The 15509-nt window shown below is 69.3% G+C and carries 12 protein-coding genes; 7 read left to right on the forward strand and 5 right to left on the reverse strand.

The features are described 5' to 3' along the window. Positions 1–27 precede the first annotated feature (27 nt). The gene (locus AC1RL8_RS18035) at positions 28–525 is read left to right on the forward strand and encodes a hypothetical protein (protein ID WP_492685958.1); all 498 of its coding nucleotides are present in this window, start codon (positions 28–30) and stop codon (positions 523–525) included. A gap of 199 nt (positions 526–724) precedes the next feature. Here the strand turns inward: AC1RL8_RS18035 and AC1RL8_RS18040 are convergent, their stop codons facing one another. Next, positions 725–1159 (reverse strand): VOC family protein, encoded by a 435-nt coding sequence (locus AC1RL8_RS18040; protein ID WP_492685957.1) that lies wholly within the window; start codon positions 1157–1159, stop codon positions 725–727. 71 nt (positions 1160–1230) lie between these two features. Here AC1RL8_RS18040 and AC1RL8_RS18045 point away from each other — a divergent pair, with 71 nt between their 5' ends. Continuing rightward, complete coding sequence (locus AC1RL8_RS18045; protein WP_492685956.1) at positions 1231–1884, forward strand: dihydrofolate reductase family protein; 654 nt, start codon at positions 1231–1233, stop codon at positions 1882–1884. 9 nt (positions 1885–1893) lie between these two features. Here the strand turns inward: AC1RL8_RS18045 and AC1RL8_RS18050 are convergent, their stop codons facing one another. Further along, entirely contained in the window at positions 1894–2808 is a 915-nt protein-coding gene (locus tag AC1RL8_RS18050) for a LysR family transcriptional regulator (protein WP_235926729.1), read from the reverse strand. A 236-nt stretch (positions 2809–3044) separates the two neighbouring features. Here AC1RL8_RS18050 and AC1RL8_RS18055 point away from each other — a divergent pair, with 236 nt between their 5' ends. Beyond that, entirely contained in the window at positions 3045–6590 is a 3546-nt protein-coding gene (locus AC1RL8_RS18055) for an indolepyruvate ferredoxin oxidoreductase family protein (protein ID WP_492685955.1), read from the forward strand. A 25-nt stretch (positions 6591–6615) separates the two neighbouring features. Here the strand turns inward: AC1RL8_RS18055 and AC1RL8_RS18060 are convergent, their stop codons facing one another. Beyond that, positions 6616–8085, reverse strand: coding sequence for an HD domain-containing phosphohydrolase (locus tag AC1RL8_RS18060; protein ID WP_492685954.1), 1470 nt, complete (start codon positions 8083–8085; stop codon positions 6616–6618). Between the two features lie 150 nt (positions 8086–8235). Here AC1RL8_RS18060 and AC1RL8_RS18065 point away from each other — a divergent pair, with 150 nt between their 5' ends. Beyond that, the gene (locus AC1RL8_RS18065) at positions 8236–8850 is read left to right on the forward strand and encodes a DUF308 domain-containing protein (RefSeq protein WP_492685953.1); all 615 of its coding nucleotides are present in this window, start codon (positions 8236–8238) and stop codon (positions 8848–8850) included. Here the strand turns inward: AC1RL8_RS18065 and AC1RL8_RS18070 are convergent. Together AC1RL8_RS18070 and AC1RL8_RS18075 are read right to left on the reverse strand one after the other, a co-directional pair. Continuing rightward, entirely contained in the window at positions 8819–9793 is a 975-nt protein-coding gene (locus AC1RL8_RS18070) for a metallophosphoesterase family protein (RefSeq protein ID WP_492685952.1), read from the reverse strand. The genes AC1RL8_RS18065 and AC1RL8_RS18070 overlap by 32 nt on opposite strands. 98 nt (positions 9794–9891) lie before the next feature. Then, the gene (locus AC1RL8_RS18075) at positions 9892–11682 is read right to left on the reverse strand and encodes a SulP family inorganic anion transporter (RefSeq protein ID WP_492685951.1); all 1791 of its coding nucleotides are present in this window, start codon (positions 11680–11682) and stop codon (positions 9892–9894) included. Positions 11683–11888: 206 nt separating this feature from the next. Between AC1RL8_RS18075 and AC1RL8_RS18080 the strand changes: the two genes are divergently transcribed. The 3 genes from AC1RL8_RS18080 to AC1RL8_RS18090 are packed head-to-tail and all read left to right on the forward strand — an operon-like array spanning position 11889 to position 15361. Then, complete coding sequence (locus AC1RL8_RS18080) at positions 11889–13130, forward strand: 3-methyl-2-oxobutanoate dehydrogenase (2-methylpropanoyl-transferring) subunit alpha (protein ID WP_307694583.1); 1242 nt, start codon at positions 11889–11891, stop codon at positions 13128–13130. A 5-nt stretch (positions 13131–13135) separates the two neighbouring features. Next, on the forward strand, positions 13136–14149 hold the full coding sequence (locus AC1RL8_RS18085; RefSeq protein WP_139702742.1) for an alpha-ketoacid dehydrogenase subunit beta: 1014 nt from the start codon (positions 13136–13138) through the stop codon (positions 14147–14149). After that, positions 14150–15361, forward strand: coding sequence for a dihydrolipoamide acetyltransferase family protein (locus AC1RL8_RS18090; protein ID WP_492685950.1), 1212 nt, complete (start codon positions 14150–14152; stop codon positions 15359–15361). The last annotated feature ends 148 nt before the right edge of the window (positions 15362–15509 follow it).

The raw sequence follows: 15509 nt of genomic DNA on the forward strand, positions 1-15509 counted from the left end.
CAAGTTGAGGGCAACCGAACGCCGATCTTGGCACGCCTGCTGGAGCTCCTTTGCGTGGCGATCTCTTGGTTCGCTCTGATCCTCGCGGCACCGATTTTTGTCATCGCGTGTTTTGATGCCACGCACCTGATGCATCGAATCAGCTCCTCCGAACAAGATCACATCGAAATCGTTTCCCGTTACGCACGGACTTTCATCGATCAGAACAAAAGGCTCCCGGACCACGACGAGTACCGAAATTGGGTGGTCGCCACTGACAAACAGCAAGGGACGCATCTCGATGGGCTCGGGTACTCCTTGCACACGGAATGCGCGAAAGAGATCGGGGACTTCTGTGTGGGCTTCTTGGCCGACGATGTCTGGGTGACCTACAGGTCAGGACAGGCAAGCCCTGCGGAGGTGGCGATCGATGGCCGTCTGGGCGAGGCATGGCTCGAAGGAGTTGCCTTTGCGGGACTGCTGGCCATCGCCGTCTTCTTCAGGCGGGCTGCCAGTGTCAGGCGGACGTCCCCGCAAATTGAATGACTTCTTCAGAGATGCTGCCATGTCTCTTGTGGGCCCGTTGCGGCCATTCCCGGCCCCCACAGCTCCTTGCGAAGAATCCGTCATTCAACCCACCATCATCTGCATCGACCTGCACCACGGCGCCACGAACGTGACCTGTCGGCATCTGCGACGAAGTGCTGCGCAACCATTGCTGCATGCGTGCAACACCTCTGTTGCCTCAGCCGAGCTGCTCGGCAAGCCCGACGATGATGCCCTCAGGCCCCCGGATGTAGGCGAGCCGGTAGGAGGTCTCGTACTGCATCTGGCCGATGAGTTCCGCGCCATGGGCTTGCATCCGTGCAACGACATCATCAATGCCATCGACGGCAAACATGATGCGGCGAAGACCCAAGGTGTTCACTGGCGCATTCACAGGCCCGAACCTGACCGCATCCGGCGTGTGGAACTTGTCCAGTTCGATTCCCTGCCCATCGGGCGTTCGCAGCATGGCGAGGGTGGCCCGGACGTCCCCCAGCCCGATGAGGCTGCCGATAGCAGGCCCTTCCACCGTGGTCTGGCCCTCGAGCTTCAGGCCCAGCTCGACAAAGAACGCCTTCACCGCTTCCAGATCGTCGACAACGATCAGGATGTTGTCCATTCGCTTGAGTGTCATGTCCTTCGGCTCCTCTTTCAACGGTGTTGCAAGGTCTACACTGCGGCTCCGCTTTTGCAGGAGACGACCCCATGCCTCGATTGCTTGTGCGCAGCTTCGGTGTTTCGCTCGACGGCTTCGCGGCCGGCCCGGACCAGAGTCTGGCGCATCCGCTGGGCGTTCGCGGCCCCGAACTCATGGACTGGTTCATGCCCACGCGCGTCTGGCAACGGATGCTTCAGACGGGCGAGACAAATGGCGAGACCGGCATCGACAACGAGATGGCCGAGCAAGGCTTCGCCGATATGGGGGCCTGGATCCTCGGGCGCAACATGTTCGGGCCGGTGCGCGGTCCCTGGCCCGACGAGAGCTGGAAAGGCTGGTGGGGCGACGAGCCTCCCTACCACGTGCCGGTCTTCGTGCTGACCCACCATGCCCGCGCACCGCTGACGATGCAGGGCGGCACCACCTTCCACTTCGTCACCGGCGGCATCCACGACGCGCTGGCGCAGGCACGGGCCGCCGCGGGTGGGCGTGATGTGCGGGTGGGCGGCGGCGTGGCCACCGTGCGCGAATACCTGAAGGCCGGCCTGATCGACGAATTGCACCTGGCTTTGCGGCCGGTGCTGCTGGGCCAGGGGGAAGCGCTGTTCGCAGGCCTGGATCTGCCGGCGCTGGGTTACCGCTGCGAACGGCAGGTGGCGGGCGAGCGCGCCATGCATGTGTTCCTGCGTCGCTCCGAATGAACCCGCGCCCTACGGCATCCCGCGCGCCAACAAATGGTCCACCAACCGACGCTGCGGAAAGCTCAACGCCTCCTGCCGCGTACACAGGTACATCCGGCGTGACGCCCACGCATCGGTGAGGTTGATGAAGCGCAGCTTCATCTCCTTGCGGTAAGTCACCGCCGCGCCCTCGGGCAGGATGCCCACGCCCATTCCCGCTTCGATCATCCGGCACACGGCCTCGAAGCTCTTCACGCGCACGCGCAGGCGCAGCACCTTGCGCGCGCTCATCGCGGCGTCTTCCATGGTGCGGGAGATGGCCGAGTCGTCTTCGAGCCCCACGAAATCGAAGTCGAGCAGTTCTTCGAACGACACCTCGCGCCCGCGCCACGGGTGCTTCTGGCGCACGATGGCCACGAGCCGGTCGGTGCGGTACGGAATGAAGTGCAGCGCCGGGTCGACCGCCTCGCTGGTGATCACGCCCACGTCGGCCTGGCGGTCGCGAATCGCCTGCACGATGTAGACGCTGCGGTGCTCTTCCACGCTCACGCGGATCTCGGGGTAGCGCAGCCGAAAGCTGGCCACGTCGTCGGGCAGGAACTGGCCCATGGCCGACGCGTTGGCGTGCAGCCGCACGCGACCGGTGGCGCCCTGTGCGTAGTCCGACAGGTCGGCGCGCATGCGGTCCACGTCGCGCAGGATCTGGCGCGCATGCATGGCCAGCGACTCGCCCGCGCCCGTGGGCGTGACGCCCTTCGAGGTGCGGTTGAGCAGCCCCACGCCGAGCTGGCTCTCGAGGATGGCCAGGCGCCGGCTCGCGGCCGACAGCACCATGTGGCTCTCGGCGGCCGCCTTGGACAGGCTGCCGTGCTCAATGGCGCGCAGGAACAGCGCCAGCGAATCCAGGTCGGGTCTCATCGGGTCCTCGGTCGATCGGGCGGACATTGTCGGGCCTGTGCGGTTGTGGGCGCGTGGCCGAAGGCCTTTCGGCGAATCGACGGCGGCGACGATGGTTCTTCCGGAATGCGGGTTTCCCCGTCGAAACGAAGAAGCACTTTCGGGCCGGGGTGCGAAAGAATCGTCGCTGTCTCGGCGGCAACCCCGGCGAGGCGTTTCGCGGGCCGACCCTCTACCGGGGCCACGCCCGCATTCCACGAGTCCTACCCGGAGTCTTTTTTCTCATGGCAACCCACGAACTCGCCAGCGTTGCGCTGGACGACAAATACACGGCCACCGAAGGCCGGATCTACCTGAGCGGCATCCAGGCGCTGGTGCGCCTCATGCTCGTGCAGAAATGGCGCGACCAGCAGGCCGGCCTGAACACCGCGGGCTTTGTCTCGGGCTACCGCGGCTCGCCGCTCGGCGGCCTGGACGAAGCGCTGTGGAAAGCCCAGCCGCAGCTCGAAGCCAACGCCGTCAAATTTTTGCCCGGCGTGAACGAAGAGCTGGCCGCCACCGCCGTGTGGGGCACGCAGCAGGTGCACCTGACCGGCGAGAGCGCGGTCGATGGCGTGTTCGCCATGTGGTACGGCAAGGCGCCCGGCGTGGACCGCTGCGGCGACGTGTTCAAGCACATGAGCCACGCGGGCACGTCGCCCAAGGGCGGCATCCTGCTGGTGGCGGGCGACGACCACGGCGCGTCTTCCTCTACCCTGCCCAACCAGAGCGACCACCTGTTCGCCGCGTCGATGATCCCCATGCTCTACCCGCAGAGCGTGGAGGAATACATCGAGCTGGGCCTGCACGGCTTTGCGATGTCGCGCTTTGCCGGCCTGCCGGTCGGCTTCAAGGCGCTGGCCGACACGGTGGAGTCGTCGGGCTCGATTGCCGCCGGCGCGCTCGACGTGCACACGCGCCTGCCGAAGGACTTCGCGTTCCCGCCCGGCGGCGTGCATGCGCGGCTGTCGACCGACACGCTCGGCGTGCAGGCGCGTAAGCAGGAGGCGCTGATGCAGGACTACAAGATCTACGCCGCCATCGCCTACGCACGCGAGAACCGCCTGAACCGCGTGACCATCGATTCGCCGCAGGCGCGGCTGGGCATCGTGGCCTCGGGCAAGTCGTACCGCGACGTGCTCGAAGCGCTGGAAGAACTGGGCATCGACGCCGACGAGGCTGCGCGCATCGGCATCCGCCTGTTCAAGGTGTCGATGCCCTGGCCGCTGGAGCCCGACTCGATCCGCGAGTTTGCCGACGGGCTCGAAGAGATCCTGGTGGTCGAGGAGAAGCGCCAGATCGTCGAGTACCAGCTCAAGGAGCACCTGTACAACTGGCGCGAGAACGTGCGCCCGCGCGTCATCGGCAAGTTCGACGAGCAGGGCGAATGGGGCGCGCACCCGCGCGGCCAGTGGCTGCTGCCGGCCACGGCCGACTTCTCGGTGGCGCAGATCGCGCGCGTCATCGCCGGGCGCGTGGCGCGCTTTCACACCAGCGACCGCATCCGCATGCGGCTGGCGATTCTCGACGCGAAGGACGTGGTGCTCGGCAAGGCCGTGGCCACGCCCTCGCGCCCGGCCTGGTACTGCGCGGGCTGCCCGCACAACACCTCGACCAAGGTGCCCGAAGGCAGCTTGGCGCTCGCGGGCATCGGCTGCCACGTGATGGCCACCGCCATCTACCCCGAGCACAACCGCACCACCACGCACATGGGCGGCGAAGGCGCGCCGTGGCTGGGGCAGGCGTGGTTCTCCAAGCGCAAGCACGTGTTCGCGAACCTCGGCGACGGCACCTACTACCACTCGGGCTCGCTGGCGATTCGCGCGGCCGTAGCGGCGGGCGTGAACATCACCTACAAGATCCTCTACAACGACGCGGTCGCGATGACGGGCGGCCAGCCGGTCGACGGGCCGATCACCGTGCCGCGCATCGCGCACCAGGTGGCGGCCGAAGGCGTGAAGCGCATCGCGCTGGTGGCCGAAGACCCGACACGCTGGGCCGACCGCAGCCTGCTGCCACCCGACCGCGACGGCCTCTTTGCGCTGAGCGTGCACCACCGCGACGACATGGACGCGGTGCAGCGCGAGCTGCGCGGCTTCGAGGGCGTGTCGGTGCTGATCTACGACCAGGTGTGCGCGGCCGAGAAGCGCCGCCGCCGCAAGAAGGGCGAGTTCCCGCCCGCCGCGCGGCGCGTGTTCATCAACGACACGGTGTGCGAAGGCTGCGGCGACTGCGGCGAGCAGTCGAACTGCACCGCCCTGCTACCGAAGCAAACCGACCTGGGCCTGAAGCGCAGCGTGGACCAGAGCGCGTGCAATGCCGACGAGTCGTGCATCAAGGGCTTCTGCCCGAGCTTCGTGACGGTCGAAGGCGTCAAGCCGCGCAAGCACGCCCCTGTGGCCGTGAAGGCCGCCGAGGAGCCCGCCCTGCCCGCGCCCGTGCCGCTCGCGCTCGAAGGCATGCACAACATCCTCATCACCGGCATCGGCGGCACGGGCGTGATCACCATCGGCGCGCTGATCGGCATGGCGGCGCACCTCGAAGGCAAGGGCGTGAGCGTGCTCGACATGACGGGCATGTCGCAGAAGAACGGCTCGGTCACGTCGCACGTGCGCATCGCGCGCGACGCGGCGCAACTGAAGGCGCAGCGCATTCCCACCGGCGAGGCCGACCTGATCCTGGGCTGCGACATGCTCACGGCCGGCGCGCCCGACGCCATCGCGCGCATGCGGCCAGGCCGCACCTATGCGCTGGTCAACACCTTCGAGCAGCCGACCGGGCACTTCGCGCAGCAGCCCGACTGGCAGTTCCCCGCCGCGCAGGTGCGTGCGCTCATCGAGGAATCGGTGGAAGGCCGCGCCGACTTCATCGACGCCACGCAACTGGCCACGCGCCTCATGGGCGACGCCATTGCCGCCAACCTGTTCCTGCTGGGCTTCGCGTTCCAGAAGGGGTTCGTGCCGCTGTCGGCGCAGGCGCTCGACAAGGCCATCGAGATCAACGGCGTGGCCGTGAAGGCCAACCAGGCCGCGTTCCGCTGGGGCCGCAAGGCGGCGCTCGACCTCGCGGCCGTCACGCGCCAGGCTGCGCCGGCGCAGGTGGTGTCACTGCAGAAGCCCCAGAGCTTCGAAGCGCTGGTGGCCGACCGCACCGCGTTCCTCACGGCGTACCAGAACGCCGCCTATGCACGCAGCTACGCGGACCTCGTCGAACGCGTGCGCGAGGCCGAACAGCGCACGCGCGGCAGCACGGTGCTGGCCAAGGCCGTGGCCTCGGGCCTCTTCAAGCTCATGGCCTACAAGGACGAGTACGAGGTGGCCCGGCTGTATGCCGATCCGCGCTTCATGGAGAAGCTCGGCGAGCAGTTCGAAGGCAAGCCGGTGCTGCGCTTTCACCTGGCACCGCCGGTGCTGGGCCGGCGCGATGCCGAAGGCCGCGCGGTCAAGACCAGCTTCGGCCCGTGGATGCTCGGCGCCTTCCGCGTGCTCGCCAAGCTGCGCGGCCTGCGCGGCACCGCGCTCGATCCGTTCGGCCGCACCGCCGAGCGCCGCATGGAGCGCCAGCTGGTCGCCGACTACCGCGCGATGGTCGAAGACCTGCTCGCGCGCTTCGAGCGCATCGACTTCGACACCGCGCTGTCGCTGGCGCGCCTGCCGGAGCAGATCCGCGGCTTCGGGCATGTGAAGGAAGAGAGCATCGTGTCGGCGCGCGTGCGGTGGGAGATGCTGCGCGGGCAGCTCGACAACGCGGCGCCTGCGCGGGCGGTTCGGCCGGAGCCTGTGGCCGCCTAGTCGATGGAGCGGCCGGCGCGGCCCGCTACAGCAGGCCTCTGGCAGAGGCCTTCAGCGTGGCGGCCGCGCGGGTCGAGCAACCGAGCTTGCGGAACACGCGTTCGACGTGCGTGCGCACCGTGCTCGCGCTGATGCCCAGCGCACGCGCGACCTGCTTCGTGTTGTCTCCCTGACTGATGCAGCGCAGGACGTCCAGTTCGCGCTGGGACAGCGACGCGTCGTCCTGCGCGGGCACCACGGGCTTCGTAGGCACGCCCGACAGCGCGCAGGCGAGCAGTGCGCCGACAACCTCCGCATCGAAGCGGCCGGCCTCGGCGTCCGCCTGCATGCGATCGCGTGCCTGCGCATCGGTCAGTTCGGGTCGCCACGGACGGCGGGTGCGGTGCGAGACCCACTGCTCGGCCGCCGCGACGACCTGCCCTTCGAGCGGCATCGACGCGCCGGAGCGGCCACGGAAGTAGCCGGAGCCATCGCGCCGCTCGAAGGCGAACGAGGCGATCTCGGCTTCTGCCGCAAGACCGTCGATCTGCCCCGCGGCGCGGGACGTCCAGTACGGCACGAGCCGCAGGCGCTCCATCGACGCGGCCGGCTGCGGCTCGGGCGCATTCCAGATGGCGTTGGGCACCGCGGCCCGCCCGATGCCGTGGATCAGGCCGGCCCGGTGGATGCGATGGCACATCGCTTCGCTCATGCCCAGCTGGGCGCCGCAGTCGCGCGCCAGGCGGGCCACGCGCCGCGAGTAGCCCGTCATCCACGGCAGCTTGAGATCGCTCACGTCGCCGACGAGTTCCAGCCCGACACGTCGGCGCATCGACACCGGTGGGTCGGCGGCATCGGCCCACGGCGCGGGCGACGCATCCAGCCGCGTCATCCATGCCGCAGCGTGCGGTGCGCAGGCGTCGACCAGGAAACCGGGGTAGAGGCTGTCGGCGCGCCCCCTCGCGAGCGTGAGGGCTTCGTCGAGCCCGTAGAGGCGGCTGAAGATTTCCAGATCGCTCGCCAGGGCCACGACGTAGGTCGCCAGCGGCACGCCCTCGCCCTGCAGCAGGCCAGGGACGCCGCTGCCGTCGTAGGCCTCGAAGACGGCGCGCAGTGCGGCTTCGGCCTCGGGCCCCAGGCCGAGCATGTTCGCGATGTCGCCGGCAATCTCGCAATGGATCTGTGCCATCGCCACGACGGCCCCGGGAATGGACGCCTGGTGGGGCTGGCGCAGGCGCGGTTGCGCGGAGGCCAGAAGGGCTCGCCGGCCCAGCACGTCGTCTTCCAGGAAGTCCGCGAACTCCTGCGCGTTCGCCGTGCAGCCCGACCAGCGCAGCAACGCCACGTTCTGCGCGACCTCGACCTGCGCGGCGTGGCAGCCGGCCTGTGTCGCGATCATGCCGGCCAGCCAGGCGGTGCGCAGCGAATGGTCGATGGGCTGGCCCATGCTCAGGTCGCCGATGAAGGCGAGCGCGCGGGCCGCGTCGAAAGCGGTGAGGGTGGTGTCTTCGGGCATGGGATCGCGGAGGCGAGCGCACAGCATCGCACAGCCGCCGGTTCGGCGCGTGTCGGTCATTCGACCGATACCGTGGTCCGGGGGAACGCAGAAGAATCGTTGCACCCGCCTCGTGCGAAGCGCGCCCCCTCCTCCTACCCACACCCCTTCATGTCCGACATCATCCAACCCCCTCTCCAATCAGCCGCCTGGCTGCGCAAGCTCTACTTCACCCGCGCGGCCTTTTCCTTCGTGTGGGTTGCGCTGGCCTTCACCGTCGCCAGGCAGTCGCCCGTGCTGACGGCGATCCTGCTGGTCGTCTATCCGGCGTGGGACGCGCTGGCGAACCTGGTGGACGCCCGGATGACGGGCGGCCCCCGGGCCAACCCCAGCCAGATGCTGAACACGTGGATCAGCGCGCTGGTCACCGCGGCCGTCGTGGCCTCCCTGGTGCTCGGGCTCCAGATCGGCCTGGCCATCTTCGGCGTCTGGGCCATCGTGTCGGGCCTTCTGCAACTGGCGACGGCCGTTCGCCGCCGAAAGAGCCATCGGGGGCAGTGGGTGATGATGCTGAGCGGCGCGCAGTCCGCGCTGGCCGGCGGCCTCTTCGTCGCACGGCAAGGCACCGACGCCCCGGTCCTGCAGACGCTCGCAGGCTATGCAGCGGTGGGCGCCGTGTACTTCCTGATCTCCGGCCTCGTGATCCTGCTTCGCAAGCCGCAGGAGCGGCCCGTGAACTCGCTCACCGCCACGCCTACAGCATCTTCCACTTCTTGCGGTCGATGACGCGGCGGCGCGTGTCCATGTTCAGCTGCGACAGCTCGATGTTCACCTGGTCCTTCGTGATGTCGACCAGCCCCCAGTTGCACTGCAGCGCGCCGACGGTGACCGCCGTGCGCAGCGCGGCGCCGGAGGACGTGGCCTCGAACAGGCTCCAGGGGCCGGCCGGCCACGGCACGGCGAAGCGGTTTTCGTGCACGTCGCCGCTGAGGATGAGGATGCGGCGCTTCTCCGCGAGCTTGAGGATCGCGGCGTGCTCGGCCGCGCAATCCATCCAGGTCTCGCCGTGGCGGGCTTCGAAGGTGAGGCCGCTGGCGATCAGGTGCACGGTCTTCTCGTCCGAGTCTTCGATGGCCTTCTTCAGTTTCTTCATCTGCGCGCTGCCGAGCACCGCCGTCGCGCCGCCCTTGGTCTTGTAGCTGCGGCCGTCGGTGAGGTGCAGCATCACCGGGCCATCCGCATCGCCGACATTGCTCAGCATGAGGGGCCGGTAGCCGGGCTCGGGAACGCCCGAGGCCCAGGGATCGCCGGCCTTGGGAAAGGTCTTCGGATCGTTTGAATCCAGCGCCTTGCGGTATTCCTGGAACGCCGCGCGCGTCGGGTCCAGCAGATGCCGGTAGGACGGCTGTCCCTCGATCTGCGCACCGCAGGCGCCGTTCCACAGGAAGTCGTGGTCGTCCCAGATCGGATGGATCTGCAGGTCGGTCTTGCGCACGAGCTTGGCGAACTCCTTCTGGTTCAGCTGGTCGCGCAGCCGGCCGAAGGCGTGGACCGCGAAGTCGTTCGCGCCCATGGCCTTGATGGCTCCCATGCTGGAGCCGTCTGCGTCGTAGTAGGCCGAGTCGCCCAGCAGCACCAGGTGCGTGGCGCCGGACGCGCCCACCTGTGTCCAGACAGGTTGTTCCTTGAAGGTCTGGGCACTGAAGCAGGAAGTAAAGGCGATCTTCATCGGGAGGCTCCTCGTTGTGGGTGCGCGGATGCTAGGAGCCGCCTCGAAACGTCGCCTCCCCCATCCATGGGAGGCGCATGCCGCGGGCCGCAAAGGGCTCAGCGCCCCTCGTCTTCCCAGTCGACCCACTCCACCGGATGGGTCTTGAGGTACCCGCTGACGGCGGCACCGACGGTCGGAAAGAACGCGGCTTCGCCCAGCCGCGCGAAGAGCCCGAAGCGCTTCAGCTTGTCCTTGACGGGGTCCTTCATCTCGGCAAAGCACAACTGGATGCCGGCGTCGCGCAAGCTGTCGACCAGTTCGGCCAGCATGTCGGCGGAGGTCACGTCCACACTGGTGACGGGCTCCGCCGCGACGACCAGCCAGCGCACCGGCGCGGGCGACGACGCGATGGCCTCGCCCACCCGGTCGCGGAACAGCTCGGCATTGGCGAAGAACAGCGGCGCATCCCAGCGAAACAAAACCAGGCCCGGGATGAGGCGCGCGTCGGGATAGCGCGTGATGTCGTGGTAGCCCTTGACGCCATCAGCGCGCCCCAGCACCGCGGAATAGGGGCGCCAGGCATCCCACAGGAATTCGATGACCGCGATCACGATGGCCAGGCCGATGCCCTCGACGGCGCCCAGCACGACCACGCCGACCGTGCAGGCGATCGACAGCCAGAACTCCCAGCGCTGGATGCGGTAGATCCGCCGCAGGTCGGCAATCTCGATGAGCCCGATGGCCGATGCGATCACGACCGCGGCCAGTGCGCTGGTGGGCAGGTTTTTCAGCAGGTCGGGCGCCGCCACCAGCAGCAGGGCAACGGCCAGTGCGCCGACGACGCCGGTCAGCTGCGTCCTGGCGCCCGCGGCCTCGGCCACGGGGGTGCGCGACGAACTGCTGCTGACGGCAAAGCCCTGGAAAAATCCGGCCGCCAGGTTGGCGGCGCCCAGCGCCACCATCTCCTGGTTCGGGTCGACGTGGGTACGGGTGCGGGCCGCATAGACCCGGGAGAGCACGCTGGTGTCGGCGAACGAGACGAGCGCGACGGCGCAGCCGCCGATCAGCACGGGGCCGATGTCGGCGGCCGTGATCCACGGGATGCCGAATGCCGGCAGGCCTTGCGGGAGGGCACCGAGCACCGGCACCCCCTCGCGTGTCGCCAGGCCCAGCACGCCAACGGCCACGGTCGCGCCCACCACGGCGATCAGGATGCCCGGCACGCGCCGGCGGCCCTTGAGCAGCAGGATGACCGCCAGGGTGCCCGCGCCGACCATGAGTGTGGTCGCGTGGGTCTTGCCCTCCATCACCGACACGGCGATGGCCTTCAGGGTCGCCAGCGGTGCGTCGCCCTCGACCGAAAAACCCAGCAGCCTGGGCAGCTGGCTGATCAGCACGGTCAACGCGATGCCGTTCATGTAGCCGTAGCGGATCGGCTTGGAAAGCAGCTCGGTGACGAAGCCCAGGCGCGCGACGCCCGAGAGGATGCACACCGTGCCCGACACGATCGCCATCAGGCCCGCCAGGGCGATGGCGCGGTGCGGGTCGCCGCCCGACAGTGGAAGGACGACGGCCAGGATGAGGGCCGCCAGCGAGGAATCCGGGCCCAGCACCAGGATCCGGCTGGGGCCGAACACGGCGTACGCGAGCAACGCCACGATGGTCGCGTAGAGGCCGTGGATGCCGGGGACGCCCGACGCCTGCGCGTAGGCGATGCCGACCGGCACCAGCATCGTGGTCAGCACCAGCCCGGCCACGATGTCGTGCCGCAGCCAGGCCAGCTCGTACCCGCGCAGCGTGCGCAGTCCTGGCAGCCAGCGGCGCCACCCGGCCGCATCGGCGGCCTTCGCCCGCGGCGCACTGCGACCGGGTTCGGAAAGAGGAGGTGGAGGTTCCAGGTCGTTCATGCGCCGCGGGCCACAGGGTGGACGGACAGTGCAGAGGCGCGCCGGGAAAGGCAAGGGGGAAGACACGGGTGCCGGCGCGGGCCGCGCCCCCTCCCCGCCCCTGCGCCCCGGGTGCCTGCGAAACACGCGCTTGACCGGCTGCGCCCGCGCCCGAAATTCGCTAGGCTGTGGTGGCGCGCGATGCCATCGAGCGCGGAGACAACGCGATGAGCCAAGGCACATCTCTTCGTCTGCATGTACCGGAGCCCACCGGGCGGCCGGGGCACGAGACCGATTTCTCCTACCTGCACCTGTCGCGTGCCGGCGAGGTGCGAAAACCCCCGGTCGACGCATCGCCGGCCGACACCAGCGACCTGGCCTACACGCTGGTGCGCGTGCTCGACGACGAAGGCCGCGCCGTCGGCCCGTGGGCGCCGCCGGCCGACCCCGAACTGCTGCGCCGCGGCCTGCGCGCGATGATGAAGACACGCGCCTTCGATGCCCGCATGCTGATCGCGCAGCGGCAGAAGAAGATCTCCTTCTACATGCAGTGCCTGGGCGAAGAGGCCATCGCCACCGGCCACGCGCTGGTGCTGCAGCAGGGCGACATGTGCTTTCCGACCTACCGCCAGCAGGGCCTGCTGCTGGCGCGCGACGACGTGACGCTGCTGGAGCTGACCTGCGAGCTGATGTCCAACGAGCGCGACCCGCTCAAGGGGCGGCAGCTGCCGGTGTGCTATTCGATGAAGCGGGCCGGCTTCTTCTCGATCTCGGGCAACCTGGCCACGCAGTTCATCCAGGCAGTGGGCTGGGGCATGGCCTCGGCGATCAAGGGCGACACGCGCATCGCCTCGGGCTGGATCGGCGACGGCGCCACCGCCGAGTCCGACTTCCACACGGCGCTGACCTTCGCGCACGTCTACCGCGCGCCGGTGATCCTCAACGTGGTCAACAACCAGTGGGCGATCTCCACCTTCCAGGCCATCGCCGGCGGCGAGGCCACCACCTTCGCGGCGCGCGGCGTGGGCTGCGGCATCGCGTCGCTGCGCGTCGACGGCAACGACTTCCTGGCGGTGCTGGCGGCCTCGCGCTGGGCGGCCGAGCGCGCCCGCAGCAACCTGGGGCCGACGCTGATCGAGTGGGTCACCTACCGCGCCGGCGCGCATTCGACCTCGGACGACCCGTCGCGCTACCGCCCGGCCGACGACTGGGCGCATTTCCCGCTGGGCGACCCGATCGCGCGCCTGGCGCAGCACCTGACGGCGATCGGCGCCTGGTCGCAGCAGGAGCACGCGCAGACGCAGGCCGACATGCAGGCGCAGGTGAACACCGCGGTGAAGGAGGCCGAGCGCTTCGGCTCCATGGCCGACGGGCATGTCGCGGGCGACGCCGCCCTGTTCGAGGACGTCTACAAGGACATGCCCGAGCACCTGAAGCGCCAGCGCGAACAGCTGGCGTCCGAGGGGTGACGGCCATGGCCTCGATGACGATGATCCAGGCCCTGCGCTCCGCCATGGACGTGATGCTCGAGCGCGACGACAACGTGATCGTCTACGGCCAGGACGTGGGCTACTTCGGCGGCGTGTTCCGTTGCACCGAAGGCCTGCAGGCCAAGTACGGCCGCTCGCGCGTGTTCGATGCGCCGATCAACGAGGGCGGCATCGTCGGCTCGGCCATCGGCATGGGCGCCTACGGCCTGCGCCCGGTGGTGGAGGTGCAGTTCGCCGACTACGTCTATCCGGCCTACGACCAGATCGTGTCGGAGGCGGCGCGCCTGCGCTACCGCTCGGCGGGCGACTTCACCGCGCCGATCACCATCCGCATGCCTTGCGGCGGCGGCATCTACGGCGGCCAGACCCACAGCCAGAGCCCGGAGGCGCTGTTCACGCACGTGTGCGGGCTGCGCACGGTGATGCCCTCCAATCCGCGCGATGCCAAGGGCCTGCTGATCGCCTCGATCGAGAACGACGACCCGGTCATCTTCCTGGAACCCAAGCGGCTGTACAACGGCCCCTTCGACGGCCACCACGACCGGCCGCTGGTGCCCTGGTCGGCGCATCCGCTGGGCGAGGTGCCCGAGGGCTACTACACGGTGCCGCTGGAGTCGGCCACGGTGTTCCGCCCCGGCACCGACCTGACGGTGATCAGCTACGGCACCATGGTCTTCGTCTGCGAAGCGGCCGCGCGCGAGACCGGCATCGACGCCGAGATCATCGACCTGCGCAGCCTGTGGCCGCTGGACCTGCAGACGCTGGTCGCCTCGGTGAAGAAGACCGGCCGCTGCGTGATCGTGCACGAGGCCACGCGCACCAGCGGCTTCGGCGCCGAGCTGACGGCGCTGGTGCAGGAGCATTGCTTCCACCACCTGGAAGCGCCGATCGGGCGCGTGGCCGGCTGGGACACGCCCTACCCGCATGCGCAGGAGTGGGCCTACTTCCCGGGCCCCGCGCGCGTCGGCGCGGCCTTGCGCCGCGCCATGGAGAACTGAATGGGCACGCTCACGATCAAGGTGCCGGACCTGGGCGAAGGCATTGCCGAGGTGGAGCTGGTGGCGTGGCGCGTGCAGCCCGGCGACACGGTGGCCGAAGACCAGGTGCTGGCCGACGTGATGACCGACAAGGCCACCGTGGAGATTCCCTCGCCGGTCGCGGGCCGGGTGGTCGCGCTCGGCGGCGAGGTGGGGCAGCAGATCGCGGTGGGCGCGGAGCTGATCCGGATCGACGTGGCCGGCGGCGGTGAGGCACGGGAGGAGGCGCCGGTTGTATCGACGCCGGCGCCTGCACCGGCACCGGCACCGGCACCAGCCGAACGCGCGCGCCCCTCGGCCGGCAAGCCGCTCGCCTCACCCGCGGTGCGCCACCGGGCGACGGTCCTCGGCATCGATCTGCGGCAGGTGCCGGGCAGCAGCGCGGACGGCCGCATCCTGCACGAGGACCTCGACGCCTGGCTGCTGCGCCGGCCCGGTCCGCCGGCACCGGATGCCGCGCGCTACGCCGAGCGCCACGACGAGGAGGCTGTGCCCGTGACCGGCGTGCGCCGCCGCATCGCGCAGCGCATGCAGGACGCGATGCGCCGCATCCCGCACTTCACCTACGTCGAGGAGGTCGACGTGACCGAGCTGGAGCTGCTGCGCGCCCGCATCAACGAACGCTGGGGCGGCGAGCGGGCGCACCTGACGCTGCTGCCGCTGCTGGTGCGCGCGGTGGTGCTGGCGGTGCCGCGCTTCCCGCAGATCAACGCCCGCTTCGACGACGACGCGGGCGTGCTCACGCGCCACGGCGCGGTGCATGTCGGCATCGCGACCCAGACCGCGGCCGGCCTCATGGTGCCGGTGCTGCGGCATGCGGAGGCACGCGACCTCTGGTCGAGCGCGACCGAGATCGCCCGGCTGGCCGACGCCGCGCGCGCGGGCCGGGCCACGCGCGACGAGCTGAGCGGCTCGACCCTCACCGTCACCAGCCTGGGGGCGCTGGGCGGCATCGCCTCCACGCCGATCATCAATGCGCCCGAGGTGGCGATCGTCGGCGTCAACCGCATCGTGCAGCGCCCGGTGATGCTGGGCGGCGCGGTGGTCGCGCGCCGCATGATGAACCTGTCCTCCTCCTTCGACCACCGCGTGGTCGACGGCCAGCTGGCGGCCGAATTCGTGCAGGCCGTGCGGGCGTCGCTCGAGTGCCCGGCGCTGCTTTTCATCGAGTAGCCGCCCCGCACAGGCCTCACCGCCCCGGCGCGCGGCGGGGGTACCCCGTCGACCGGAACGCCCCGGGAATACCCTCTGAACCCCCTGCAATCTTCTTGCCTACAGTTCTTGTATGCAAGAAAAAGCGATCCTTGCATGCAAAACCTCG

The organism is Variovorax sp. GW822-FHT04E09 (assembly GCF_058800845.1).